Origin of the sequence: Microbulbifer sp. MCCC 1A16149 (genome assembly GCF_050368945.1) — a bacterium.
Taxonomy (GTDB): Bacteria; Pseudomonadota; Gammaproteobacteria; order Pseudomonadales; family Cellvibrionaceae; genus Microbulbifer.
The window spans coordinates 2,839,112-2,853,285 of sequence record NZ_CP185959.1; the positions used below are offsets into that span (position 1 = coordinate 2,839,112).

Annotated in this window: 8 protein-coding genes; 5 read left to right on the forward strand and 3 right to left on the reverse strand. The window is 59.0% G+C overall.

Annotated elements, in window-relative coordinates; translation table 11 throughout:
- Positions 1-53: 53 nt before the first annotated feature.
- From putP to ACONT6_RS12015, 3 genes are all read right to left on the reverse strand, one after another.
- Positions 54-1,529, reverse strand: a complete 1,476-nt coding sequence (gene putP / locus ACONT6_RS12005; protein ID WP_428818737.1) for a sodium/proline symporter PutP — start codon at positions 1,527-1,529, stop codon at positions 54-56.
- Positions 1,530-2,340: 811 nt separating this feature from the next.
- A complete protein-coding gene (gene ttcA / locus ACONT6_RS12010; protein ID WP_428818738.1) occupies positions 2,341-3,273 on the reverse strand; it encodes a tRNA 2-thiocytidine(32) synthetase TtcA in 933 nt (310 codons plus the stop codon).
- A 256-nt stretch (positions 3,274-3,529) separates the two neighbouring features.
- Positions 3,530-4,276 carry an arylesterase gene (locus ACONT6_RS12015; protein ID WP_428818739.1) on the reverse strand — a complete coding sequence of 249 codons (747 nt, stop codon included), beginning with the start codon at positions 4,274-4,276 and terminating at the stop codon, positions 3,530-3,532.
- 71 nt (positions 4,277-4,347) lie between these two features.
- Between ACONT6_RS12015 and ACONT6_RS12020 the strand changes: the two genes are divergently transcribed.
- The 5 genes from ACONT6_RS12020 (at position 4,348) to ACONT6_RS12040 (ending at position 14,024) form a co-directional block, all read left to right on the forward strand.
- Positions 4,348-5,100, forward strand: coding sequence for an ABC transporter ATP-binding protein (locus ACONT6_RS12020; RefSeq protein ID WP_428821509.1), 753 nt, complete (start codon positions 4,348-4,350; stop codon positions 5,098-5,100).
- On the forward strand, positions 5,100-7,553 hold the full coding sequence (locus ACONT6_RS12025) for an ABC transporter permease (RefSeq protein ID WP_428818740.1): 2,454 nt from the start codon (positions 5,100-5,102) through the stop codon (positions 7,551-7,553). Before ACONT6_RS12020 ends, ACONT6_RS12025 begins: the two co-directional genes overlap by 1 nt.
- Before the next feature lie 237 nt (positions 7,554-7,790).
- Entirely contained in the window at positions 7,791-9,062 is a 1,272-nt protein-coding gene (gene bioA / locus ACONT6_RS12030; protein WP_428818741.1) for an adenosylmethionine--8-amino-7-oxononanoate transaminase, read from the forward strand.
- Between the two features lie 146 nt (positions 9,063-9,208).
- On the forward strand, positions 9,209-12,034 hold the full coding sequence (locus ACONT6_RS12035; protein WP_428818742.1) for a glycoside hydrolase family 9 protein: 2,826 nt from the start codon (positions 9,209-9,211) through the stop codon (positions 12,032-12,034).
- 88 nt (positions 12,035-12,122) lie between these two features.
- On the forward strand, positions 12,123-14,024 hold the full coding sequence (locus ACONT6_RS12040; protein WP_428818743.1) for a cellulase family glycosylhydrolase: 1,902 nt from the start codon (positions 12,123-12,125) through the stop codon (positions 14,022-14,024).
- Positions 14,025-14,174: the final 150 nt, after the last annotated feature.

Genomic DNA, 14,174 nt, shown 5'->3' on the forward strand with positions numbered 1-14,174 from the left:
AACCACAGGCACCACCGGTCAGATGCACATTCCTGTACGAGTGCTTTGATCGATTACTGCTTTTGCCCCAGTAACTGACGGTGGCGCGTTGATATTTCCTCAGGGCAATGCGTCAAAGCACTTACTAAAACAATAGCAGCTGCGGAGAGCACAAAGCCCGGTAACAGCTCGTATATATCAAAGATGCCACCAGACAGCTGTTTCCAGATCACAACGGTTATACCCCCTACCAGCACGCCAGCGATGGCGCCGGTGCCGGTCATACGCGACCAGTAGAGGCTAATCAGTATCGTGGGGCCAAATGCCGCGCCCAGGCCTGCCCAGGCATAGGCCACCACATCCAGCACCTTGGAATCCGGGTCCATCGCCACACCAACGGCAATCAGGGACAGCGCCACCACCGCCCAGCGCCCGACACTCACCAGGCTTTCAGAAGTGACTTTTTTACCAAACCAGACGTGGTAGATATCCTCTGCCAGCGCTGCGGACGAAACCAGCAACTGGGAATCCGCGGTACTCATGATTGCAGACAGAATGGCCGCGAGCAGGATACCTGCAACGAGGGGGTGGAACAGGGACTCCACCAGTGCCATGAATATGCGCTCACCATCCGGCAGTGTCTGGGCCAGTTCCAGGTGGCCAAATAACCCGACACACATAGCGCCGAGAAAGCCCGCCAGAGACCACACCGCAGCCACAGAAGCAGCGGCTGGCATGTCATCGGGGTGCCGCAGCGCCTTGAAACGCGCAAGGATATGCGGCTGTCCGAAGTACCCGAGGCCCCAGGCCAGTGAACTCAATATGGCAGCGACTCCCAGGGAGGCTCCGGTACTGTCGCTCATCCAGTGCATCAATTCCGGGTGCTGCTCCCGCATCAGGTTTACTGCATTGCCCAGACCACCCTCATCGGAAATCACCATCACCGGCACGATTACCAGTGCCAGACTCATCAGCAACCCCTGGAATACATCCGTCCAGCTCACCGCAAGAAACCCACCAAACAGGGTGTAGGAAATCACCGCAATGGCGCCAATCACCACCGCCCACTGGTAGTCCCAACCGAATACCGTTTCAAACAGCTTACCGCCGGCGATCAGGCCCGAGGCCACATAGAACAGGAAAAACAGCAGAATGAATATCGCGCAAACCGTGCGCAGGTAGGGGTGCTCAAGGTTAAATCGCCGGTGCAGGTAAGCCGGTACCGTGAGCGCATCGTCCAATGCGTAGGTATAAATCCGCAGGCGGCGCGCCATGGTCGTCCAGCTCAGTACAATGCCGCTGAACAACCCGATGGCAATCCAGGCGGAGGACAACCCGGAGGCATAGGCAGCACCGGGCAGACCGAGCAGCAGCCAGCCGCTCATATCCGAGGCGCCGGCACTGAGTGCGGCCACCGCCGGAGGTAGCGAGCGGCCACCGAGAAAATAATCACTGGCATCTTTGGTGCGCTGGTAAGCGTATACGCCGATGGCAAGAATCAACGCGAGATAAGCGATGAACGTGAGGGCGACAAGCCATTGTCCGGACATGTGGGGTTCCCCGTCAGAATTGGCAGACAAAGCCTCTCTTGGCGAAAGAATAGGCTGAATCCGTCGTTATTGGTCTTTATTGCGCGTAAATCTACCCATTTGCTGGCGATAGCTCAATCGGCAAACTAAACCAAGGGTGTAAGTTGCGCTAAAGCATACATTTGAAAGTGCCAGGGAGCGGCATTTTCAGACTGAGCAGTAAGGGAATATCAAAACACTATGGGTATTTGTCTCGACGAGCTGCGCCTCCTGGTGGTTCGTCCCACGTTAAAGCAGTTGCGCGCCTGGTCCCCGGGGATGGAAGCCCTGTTACTGGGAACCGCCGCACAGGAGTCCGAGCTGGGGTTTCACCTCAAAACCGGACACCGCCACGGTATGGGCATCTTCCAGATACTCCCCAGCACCCACCGACAGATCTGGGACAAGTACCTGATCAACTTCCCTGCGCTCGCCTCCAAGGTACGCGGACTCGCCAGCCAGCGCGACTTCCTGCAACACCCCCACGCCGAACTCGCCACCAACCTGCGCTACGCCACCGCCATCGCCTGGCTGGTCTACCGCGCTGCAGGTGTGGAAACTGTCGAAAGCGAAAACCTGCCGAAAATGGCGCGGCTGTGGAAAAAACATTTCCACCACGGCCCCAGCGCCAGGTTGCGGGACTTTGTCGAAAGCTACAGTGCGCTGATCAATCCCGAAAAAAATCTCCCTTCCGGGTCGCCGACCGGCGGAAGGCCGCCCCCCAAAAACGAAACAGCCGCGGCAAATGCCACGGCTGTTAAGAAAAGCGATACGCTACTGATCGAAGACGAACCTACAGATTCCGCGCCTCGATATACATTGGCTGAGCAGCCTGAGCCGGCTCCTCCTCGCGGGCATCTTCGGGAATCCAAGAATCCACCGACTGCTCGATCGAACGCGCGTTCACCTCAGGCGCGGGTGTAGAACGATCCAGCTCCAGACTCTCGAAATCATACAGATCCCGATCCGCCAGCTGTGATGGAGACACCCGCGTGAGCGCGGCAAAAATATTATCGCTGCGCCCGGGGAATTTCTTGTCCCAATCGTTCAACATGCCCTTGATCGCCTGACGCTGCAGGTTTTCCTGACTACCGCACAGGTTGCACGGAATAATCGGGAAATTCTTGTGCTCCGCAAACGCCACCAGATCAGACTCACGGCAATACGCCAGCGGGCGAATCACAATATTGCGCCCATCGTCCGCACGCAATTTGGGTGGCATCGCCTTCAGGCGGCCACCGTAAAACATATTCAGAAACAGTGTCTCGACGATATCATCCTTGTGGTGTCCCAGCGCAACCTTGGTCGCACCGATCTCCTCCGCAAAGCCGTACAGCGTGCCGCGACGCAGACGGGAGCAGAGACCACAGGTCGTCTTCCCTTCCGGCACCACCTCTTTCACCACACTGTAAGTATCCTTATTCACAATGTGATAAGGCACCCCCACAGACTGCAGGTACTCCGGCAGGATGTGCTCCGGGAACCCCGGCTGCTTCTGATCCATATTCACCGCCACCAGCTCAAAGTGCACCGGTGCCGTCTTCTGCAGGTTCATCAGGATTTCCAGCATCGCGTAGGAATCCTTACCACCGGACAGGCACACCATCACCTTGTCGCCCTCTTCAATCATATTGAAGTCGGCGATCGCCTTGCCCACATTGCGGCGCAGGCGCTTTTGCAGCTTGTTGAATTCCAGCCGCTCGCGGCGGTTTTCCAGATCAGACATTGGGTAAATCTCAAACTCCCGAACGACAACAACTTGCTGCCGCCGGCTACGAAGTATTTCAGTTGGATGCGAAGGCGCTGACGCCGGGTAAGTCTTTGCGGGACCGTCTGTGGCCATGGATGGCCACAGCCGAGCGTTCATGGATGAACTCGTAGCGTGTGCCGCAAAGGCTTACCCGGCGGCAGCGCCGCCACCAGCCCCAGCAACGAAGTCACTGGGGCCAGCAAAAATCAGCCCGCGATTGTACGCTTTCCGATCAAGAAGTGCACAGGCTATCGGACCGGGTGTCCACATCGCCTTTCAGCAGACTCTCCAGACACGGCCATACATGCTCCAGCAACGCCGGCTGGGCCTTCGCCGTGGGATGAATACCGTCCGTCTGCATCGCCCCCTCCTCCAGCGCTACCGGCTCCAGGAAAAACGGAATCAGCGGCACCTGCTCCTCCGCCGCCACCTTCGGATACACCGCCGCAAACGCCTGCGTATACGCCTTACCGTAATTGGGCGGCATCTGCATACCCAGCAACAGCACCTCAGCACCACCGGCCCGGGCCATCTTCACCATCCGCTGCAGATTCTGCTGCAACGCCCGCGGCGGATACCCCCGCAGACCATCGTTGCCGCCCAGCTCCACCACCAGCCACTCCGGTGAATGCTCAGTCAGCAACCGCGGCAAACGCGCCACACCGCCGGAAGACGTCTCCCCACTCACACTGGCGTTCACCACCTCAACCGCCAGGCCGCGCTCCGCCAGCCGCTCGCGCAGCAACTGCACCCAGCCCTGACGCTCATCCAGCCCGTAAGCCGCACTGATACTGTCCCCCAGCACCAGTAAAGTCTTCTGCTTCTCTGCCGAACTCACTTGTTCCCGCGCGGCCGAGTCTGCCCCGGAAATAGCATCCGCCCGGGCAAAACCGGCGTATAAACCCGTGACCAGCGCGACGAAAAGCAGACCTCGCGGGACAAAATCCGCCCCGAATCCCCGGAAAAAAACTGCCGCCATGTCATACTCTCCAATTCAAACTGGTCGCTACAAACGTGAACCACATTTTGCAGGAATTACAGGGACTTGCCATGTCGATGATGCTAAAAGCCGAACATCTTCACCACCGTGTCAGCACCAGCGAAGGCCCGCTGACCCTGCTCAACGACATTTCCCTGCAACTGCCCGCCGGCCAAAGCCTCGCCATCACCGGCGCCTCCGGCTCAGGCAAATCCACCCTACTGGGCCTACTCGCCGGCCTCGACCGCCCCACTGAGGGCAAAATCTGGCTCGCCGGCGAAGATATTACCGCCATGGACGAAGAGGAACGCGCCGCGCTGCGCGCCCGCTGTGTGGGCTTCGTGTTCCAGACTTTCCAGCTGTTGCCCGGCCTCACCGCGCGGGAGAATGTCATGCTGCCGAGCGAACTGCGCGGCGAGCGCAACGCCGGCAAGCGCGCGGAAGAATTCCTCGAGCGCGTCGGCCTCGGCCACCGCCTGCACCACTATCCCCGACAACTCTCCGGCGGCGAACAGCAGCGGGTCGCTATCGCCCGCGCATTCTGCAGCATTGCCAATCAGGGTTCAGGCTCAAACTCAGACACAAACAATGGCATTCTGTTCGCCGACGAACCCACCGGTAGCCTCGACGCGCACAACGGCGACAAGGTGATCGACCTGCTGTTCAATCTCAACGCCGAAACCGGCACCACTCTGGTACTGGTGACCCACGAACAGCGCCTGGCCGAGCGTTGCGGTGCCCACCTGCGTATGGCTGCAGGGGAAATTACTACTGCCGACATTCCCGACGGCTATTTCGGTGATCAGGCGGAGGTATCCGCCTGATGCTACCGCTTCGACTATTGAGCCGCGATTGGCGCGGCGGCGAACTGGCACTGATCGCCACTGCGCTGGTGCTGGCGGTCAGTTGCGTCACCGCCATCGCCCACTTTGGCGATCGCCTGACCCGTGCCATGCATATCCAGTCCCAGAGCTTCCTCGCCGCCGAGCGGGTGGTGCAGAGCAGCAAGCCGGTACCGGAGGCGTGGCTGGACAAGGCCAGTGAGCTGGGCCTGCAACAGGCGCAGACGGTCGGCTTCGCGTCCATGCTCTCTGCCGGAGACGAATTCCAGTTTGCCTCGGTAAAAGCCGTGAGCGACGGTTACCCACTGGTGGGCCAACTGGAGATGCGCACCACCACCACCGCGACGCCAATCACTACGCAACAGGGCCCCGCGCCGGGCAATGTGTGGCTGGAACCGCGCCTGCTGCCGCTGATGAACCTGGAAATCGGCAGTGACCTGCAACTGGGCGACAGCACGTTTACCGTCAGCGGGTTGATCGACCAGGAACCGGATCGCGGCGCCAACCTGTTCTCCATGGGCGCGCGCCTGATGATGCATGCCGACGACCTCGCCGCCACCAATATTCTCCAGCCCGGTAGCCGCGTCACCTACCGCTACCTGTTCGCCGGTGATGACGCCGCCCTCAAGCAGTATTTCAAGTGGCTGAAGCCGCACCTGACCGAGCACCAGCGGGTGATCGACCTGCAGGAAGGCCAGCCGCGGGTTGCCAAGGCACTGGATCGCGCGGAAAGCTTCCTGTACCTCGCCGGCAGCCTCGCGGTTCTGCTGGCCAGCGTGGCCGTCGGCCTCGCCGCACGCCGCTACGGCCTGCGTCACGCCAACTATGTCGCAGTAATGAAAAGCCTCGGTGCGGGCAAACAGAAAATTCTTGCCATCTACATCGGCCAGATGACCGCGCTCACCCTGATCGCCACCGCGGTCGGCCTCGCCATCGGCTCCTTCGTGCAATCCCAGGCGGTAAACCTGTTGCAAGGCTTCTTCCCGGTCACACCACCGCCCAGCAGCTGGCAACCGCTGATTGTCGGCATCGCCACCGGTCTTGCCTGTGTGATCGGCTTCGCCCTACCGCCACTGTTCCGCCTGGCACAGACCGACCCCATGCAGACCCTGCGTCAGGACTGGAGCAACCCGGACAAACGCGAATGGCTCGGGCTGATCCCCGGCCCGCTTTCCATGCTGCTGCTGATCTGGTGGCTTTCCGGCAGCCTCGCCACTACTGCGGCACTACTCGCCGGCTTGGGCCTGCTGGTGGCTGGCAGCGCCGGAATCAACCGCCTGCTGGTACGCGGCAAACTCGCCGCCCTCGGCGGCAGCTGGCGCATCGCCCTCGGCAGCCTGCAACGCCGCGCCGGCTTCAACACCCTGCTGATTGCCGCCTTCGGCACCGGCCTGCTCGCCATGCTCGCCATGTTCTACGCCCGCACCGCGCTGATCGATGAGTGGCAGATGCAGCTGCCGGAAAAGGCCCCCAACCACTTCCTGGTCAATATCGCCCCCTACGAACTGGACGGCGTCAAACAGAAAATCGAAGGCAAAAACCTCGAAGGCACCGAGTTCTACCCCATGGTGCGCGGCCGCCTGACTGCAGTGAACGGCACCCCGGTTGATGAGCGCGAACAGAAAGACGGCGCCATCCGCCGCGAACTCAACCTGAGCTGGACCGACACCGTCCCCGCCGACAACAAGATCGTCGCCGGCGAATGGTGGGACGAAAACACTACAGAAGGAGTGTCCGTAGAAGTCGAAGTCGCCGCACGACTGGGACTCGAAATGGGTGACGTATTGCGCTTCTCCATCGGTGGCCTCGAAACCGAAGCCCCCATCACCAGCCTGCGCACCCTCGACTGGAACAGCATGCGTCCCAACTTCTTCATGCTGTTCGCCCCCGGTAGCCTCGACAACTTCCCGGCCACCTACATCCAGAGCTTTTACCTACCGCCGGAAGAAAAGCTGTTTATCAACGAACTGGTGAAAAACTTCCCCAGTGTCAGCATCATCGAGCTGGACAAAATCATCGCCAATATCCGCGAAACCATCGGCCAGGTCGCCATCGCCATCGAATCCGTCCTCGCCCTGATGCTGATCGCCGGCGTACTGGTGCTGATCGCCGGCGTCCGCGCCAGCATCGCCGAGCGCTTGCAGGAAGCCGCCGTCATCCGCACACTGGGCGGCCGCCGACAGCTGCTTATTCGCAGTCTGATGATCGAATTCGGGCTGTTGGGGATTGCAGCCGGTTTGCTTGCGGCGTTTGGCACCGAGGCAACGCTGGCAGTGCTTTCGCAGCGGGTGTTTGAACTGCCATTCAATTTCCACCCGGGCCTGTGGATACTCGGCCCGCTGGTGGGCGCGCTGCTTGTTGGCACTGCCGGCACTCTCGCCTGCCGAAGTGCAGTGAGCCAGCCGCCGTTGAAAGTTTTAAGAGAATTAGCTTAATCGCAATTCTCGGCGCTGATTTCCGGTCTTCGCCGAAATGACAAAGTAGCAATTCCACGCTGCTAACGAAGTATATATTTTTGAATTGAAGGTGGAGTACCGGGTATCTGTTTTTGAAAGCGTCGCAAACAGGATGTTTGCGCCGCAGCGCCCAGGGATGGGTTCACAGCGGTTTCAAAAACAGATACCCGGTACTTCACCGCCACCCACCTGCTTAAGAAGAAATCCCACTGAACCATGATGGATTTAGAGTTCGATAAAAACCACATCTGGCACCCCTACTCCTCTCTGATCAATCCTCCTCCGGTCTACCCGATCGCAAGAGCCGAAGGGGTAAGAATTTATCTGGAAGACGGCCGCGGGTTGATCGACGGCATGAGCTCCTGGTGGAGCACTCTGCACGGCTACAACGTTCCCGAACTGAACGCCGCCATGCAGGCACAGATGGAAAAAATGAGCCACGTCATGTTCGGCGGACTTACCCACGAGCCCGCCATCGAACTCAGCAAAAAACTCGTCGCCCTGACCCCGGAACCGCTGCAGAAAGTCTTCCTCGCCGACTCCGGCTCCGTCTCCGTCGAAGTCGCCATCAAAATGGCCCTGCAATACTGGCAGTCCCAGGGCAAGCCGGAGAAAAACAGACTGCTGGCACTGCGCAACGGCTACCACGGCGACACCTTCGGCGCCATGGCCACCTGCGATCCCGTCAACGGCATGCACCACCTGTTCGCCAGCCAGCTCACCCAGCACCTGTTTGCCCCCGCGCCAAAGCCAAAATTCGACGAACCCTGCACTGACGAAGATATCGCCGAACTGCAGCACATGATTGAGCAGAATCACCCGCAACTGGCGGCGGTAATTCTGGAGCCCATCGTCCAGGGTGCCGGCGGTATGCGTTTCTACTCACCGGAATACTTGCGCAAGGTGCGTGCACTGTGCGACGAATTCGACCTTCTACTGATCGCCGACGAAATTGCCACCGGCTTCGGCCGCAGCGGCAAAATGTTTGCCTGCGAGCACGCCGGCATCAGTCCGGATATCCTCACCCTCGGCAAAGCACTCACCGGCGGCACCATGACCATGGCGGCCACGTTATGTACCGATAAAGTTGCCAACGGTATCTGTAACGGCGAAGCCGGCGTCTTCATGCACGGGCCCACGTTTATGGGTAACCCCATGGCTTGCGCCGTCGCCAATGCCAGTATCGACTTGTTGCTTAAACGGGACTGGCAACAGCAGGTTCAACGCGTTGAAATGCAGCTGAAAGAAGAATTGGCCCCGTTGAAAAATGCCACCGGTGTCACCGATGTGCGTGTACTGGGCGCCATCGGCGTAGTGGAAATGAAACAGCCTGTGGACAACCGAACGCTACAGGAAAGTCTGATCGAGCGCGGCGTTTGGCTACGCCCATTCGGCAAGCTGGTTTACACAATGCCGCCGTACATCATTTCTGCATCAGATCTGACAAAGCTGACAAGTGCAATGAACGAAACGCTCTCTGCACTCTGAATATCGTAATCCATCACAAAACATAAAAGCTGGCGGAGAAAGCTTTCCCGAAGTAAATCGCAACACGTCCTTCTTGTGCGAGTGCAAACGCTCGCCGGGCAACCCACCTGCCCGAAAACAATAATTTACAAGAAGGATTTTTCACCATGCGATTGATCAGAGCCAGCAAACCGCTCAGTGCCGCCATCGCCGCGGCCCTGGCGGGTTCTGCACTATTCTCTTCCGGTGCCCTAGCCGCCAACTACGGCGAGGCGCTACAGAAATCCATTTATTTCTACGAAGCCCAGCAGTCCGGTCCGATTCCCAGCTGGAACCGCAATGAGTGGCGCGGTGATTCCGCGATGACAGATGGCGCGGACAATAATGTGGATCTTACCGGCGGCTGGTACGACGCCGGTGACCATGTGAAGTTCGGGTTCCCTATGGCCGCCAGTGCCACCATGTTGGCCTGGGGAGTGGTAGAGAACCGCGAGGCCTACGCGCAGACCGGTCAGCTGGACCATATCCAGAACAACCTGCGCTTTGTAGCCGATTACTTTGTCAAAGCACACACCGCGCCCAATGAACTCTGGGGGCAGGTGGGCAACGGCGGTGCGGATCACGCCTGGTGGGGCTCGGCGGAGGTGATGCCGATGGCGCGGCCTTCCTATAAGGTGGATGCGAACTGTCCGGGATCGGATCTGGCCGGTGAGACCGCGGCGGCACTGGCGGCAATTGCGATGGTGTTCGAGCCAACGGACGCAACCTATGCAAGTAATCTGTTGCAGCACGCGGAGCAACTTTACAGCTTTGCGGACAATTACCGCGGCAAATATAGCGACTGTATTACCGATGCCACCAGTTACTACAACTCCTGGAGTGGCTATAACGACGAGTTGGTATGGGGCGCAGCGTGGCTATATCGCGCCACTGGCAATCAGTCCTACCTGGACAAGGCCAACAGCTACTACGACAACTTATCCACAGAGCAGCAATCCACTACCCGCTCCTACAAGTGGACCCACGCCTGGGACGACAAAAGCTACGGCAGCTACGTATTGATGTCACAGCTAACGGATAATCCCCAGTACCGCGCCGACGCGGAGCGCTGGCTGGATTTCTGGACCACGGGCTATAACGGCAATCGGGTTTCCTATACCCCCGGTGGCCTCGCACATCTGGATCAGTGGGGCGCGGCCCGTTACACGTCCAATACCTCGTTTATCGCGCTGATCTATTCAGATTACCTGAACAGCAAGGATCCCGGAAATCCCCGCGTGCAGACCTATTATGATTTCGCCGTGGGTCAAATGGAGTATCTGCTGGGCGACAACCCGTTGAACATGAGCTACCAGATCGGTTACGGCCCAGTCTCCCCCACTTCGCCCCATCACCGCACCGCACACGGCTCCTGGAACGACAGCCTGTCCGATCCCGTGGGTAATCGCCACACACTGGTCGGCGCCCTGGTTGGTGGGCCGGATACCAGTGACAACTTCCAGAATGATCGCGGTGATTATGTACTGAATGAAGTGGCCACGGACTACAACGCCGGCTTCACCGGTGCCCTGGCGCGCCTGTGGCTGGACTTCGGCGGCAACCCGATTCCTGAGAGCAGTTTCCCTGCACCTGAAACCCGCGATACGGAGTTTTTCGTCGACGCCAAACTGAATTCCAGTGGCCCACGCCACACAGAAATCAGCGCGCGCCCGCACAATCGCAGCGCCTGGCCAGCGCGACTCACCGACAACCTGAGCCTGCGTTACTGGATCGATATTTCCGAACTGGTGGATGCAGGCTATTCCGCCAGCGACCTGCAACTCTCCAGTGCCTACAGCCAGGCCAGCGGCTTCAGCGGCCCCCACCCCTGGGGCGATCCTGTGGACAATATTTTCTACGTGGAAGTCTCTTTTGCCGGTATGGATATCTATCCCGGCGGCCAGTCCGAGAGCAAGAAGGAAAGCCAATTCCGGGTCGCGGTGCCGGAAGGCCTGCCGTGGGACCCGAGCAACGATCCGTCGTGGGATAATTACACCAGTGACCGTCTTGAAGCACCGCTAATCGCGCTGTACGACGATCGCGAACTGATCTGGGGCCAGGAACCCGGTGAGGGCTGTGGTGGCGACTCCGGTATCAACTGCGCGCCCACCGCGAATGACGTGAACGTACAGACCGGGTTCGAATCCCAGGTGATGGTGACCCTGTCCGGCAGCGACAGCGACGGCAGTATCACGGCCTATACTGTGGCAACCGGTCCCGCAAATGGCAGCCTGAGCGGTAGCGGTGCGGAGCTGCTGTATACCCCCGATGCGGGCTTCTTCGGCGCCGACAGCTTTACCTACACCGTCACCGACAACGCCGGTGCGGTATCCCCGGCAGCCACCGTCACCATCGATGTGGAATCCCCGCCAGTACCCGCCGTCAGCATTACCTCCCCCGCCGGCGGCAGCACCTTTGATGAAGGGGAAGACATCACCGTGCAGTACACACTGCAGTACGCAGACGGTGTGAACCTCTACTTCGACGGCGTGCTGACATCCAGTGCCAGCGGCACAACCGATCTGGTCATCCCGGCGCCGAGCCTCGGCGACCATCAGATCGAAGTGCGCGCCGTTGACGACGGGGAAGAACTCACTGCCAGCGACAGTGTGACGATTACCGTGGAAGCGGAGTCTACTGGCGGCGGTGACGGCGTCAGCTGTGAAGCGCTGAGTGCCGACACCTGGAACAACGGCTTCGTGCTGAACAATATCACCGTAACCAACGACGGCAGCGAGGCAATCCAGGCGTGGGAAATCCAGCTCACCTTTGCCGAGCCCATCACCCTGGTAAACGGCTGGAGCGGTGAGTTCAGCCTCTCGGCGGACGGCCGGGTGGTAACCGTTTCCAACGCGGCCTGGAATGGCAGTCTGCAGCCCGGTGGCTCCACCGTGCTGGGATTCCAGGGCGGCCACAACGGCAACTTCAGCCTGCCCACCTGCAGCGCTGATTGATCATACCTCCCTCCTGAACAAGTCCCCGGCTTCCGCCGGGGACTTCTCTTCAAGCAGTAAAAAACCGGATAAGAATAATGAGGAACCCATGAATAAACTAAACCTGCTTGCGCTTTCCAGCGCACTGGCGCTTGCCATAAACATGAATACGCATGCCCAAGTCCAGGCACAACCCGATGACGACTGGCTGCATGTGCAAGGCAATCAGATTGTGGATCAACAGGGTAACCCGGTGTGGCTCACCGGTGCCAACTGGTTTGGCTTCAATACCAGCGAGCGGGTATTTCACGGCCTGTGGGCGGTAAATCTTGAAGAAGCCATGGCCGACCTGGCCGGCCGCGGAATCAATATTCTACGGATTCCTATTTCTACCGAACTGATTTACGAGTGGCAGAGCGGCCTCGCCGCGGTACCCAGTATCAACGATTATGTAAACCCGGAGCTGGAAGGCAAAACGTCTCTGGAAATCTTTGATGCGGTGGTCGCCCAGGCGAAAAAGTACGGGGTCAAAATCCTGATTGATGTACACAGTGCAAAAGCGGACAACTCCGGTCACTTTGCCCCCATGTGGTACGACGAGGTATTTACCACCGAGATTTTTTACCAGACCTGGGAGTGGATGGCGGAACGCTACAAAAACGACGACACCATCCTCGCCTTCGATATCGAGAACGAACCCCACGGCAAACCCTGGGCGGATTCGCCATTCGCCAAATGGGACAGCTCCACCGACGAGACCAACTGGAAACACGCCTGTGAAACGGCGTCAAAACGGGTCCTGGCCATCAATCCCAATCTGCTGGTGCTGTGCGAGGGCATCGAGTCCTATCCCAAAGACGGCGTAACCTGGAACAGCAATTCCAGCAAGGACTTCCACAACTACTGGTGGGGCGGCAATCTGCGCGGTGTGGTCGATCACCCCATCGATCTCGGGCCCAATCAGGACCAGCTGGTTTACTCACCACATATTTACGGCCCTTCCGTCTACCAGCAGCCCTGGTTCGAGCCGGACTTCTCCTATGAATCCCTGATCAATGACGCCTGGCGGGACAACTGGTTCTACCTGTATGAACAGGGAATCTCGCCGCTCCTGTTCGGTGAGTGGGGTGGCCATATGGATGGCGGCCAGAATGAAAAATGGATGGGCTATGCCCGCGACCTGATCGTCGAGTACAGGCTGCACCACACCTTCTGGTGCCTGAATCCCAACTCCGGCGATACCGGGGGCCTGTGGGGATACGATTGGAAGACCTGGGACGAAGAAAAATACGCGCTACTGGAAAGTGCGCTGTGGAAAAACACCGACGGCAAGTTCGTAGGGCTCGACCATGAGGTGCCACTGGGCAGTAGCGCCACCGGTATTAGCGTCAGCGAGTATTACGGCACAGAAACACCGAAGCTGAATGTCGTCTCGCCGACTGATGGCAGCCAGTTCCTGCCCGAAGAACCCGTATCCATTGCATTCAACCTGCGCAAGAGCAGCGGCACCAACATTTACCTGGATGGTGGCCTGGTCGCTACCGCCAATAGCAGCCCTACCACGGTCACAGCGCCCGCAGAAATCGGCACATACCAGCTGCAGCTGGTTGCGATAGACAATGGTGGTATCGAACTGCCCGCCAGTGACAGCCTGTACATTGAAGTCGTCAGTGAAACCACCCCCGAACCGGAACCAGAGCCCGAAACGGACGTCATCTGTGAACTGGGTACCGCCGATGTGTGGGCAGACGGGTTTGTCATTAACACAGTCACCGTAGCCAATGGTGGCAATACGCCGTTGAGCGGCTGGTCGGCAGCGCTCCGCTTTGCACCGGGCACCCAGTTTGACAGCGGCTGGGGCGGCGTTTTCCAGGCCAGTGACGACGAACAGACGATCACCGTGAGTAATCTGGAGTGGAATGGCAGCCTGCAACCGGGAGCATCAGCGACGTTCGGTTTCCAGGGCGTGCACAACGGCAACTTCAGTCTGCCTACCTGCAGCGGCGACTAAAATACACAACCCATCCGACATAAACCGGGGTCACAGTGAATAGTTTTTAAATTTTCCTGTGATCCCATTTTTGATTAACCGGTGATTCAGCCCGCGGCTGTAAAAACGCCGGCTGCGTTCATTTGCTGGCCAAAGGAGGAACTCAAATGG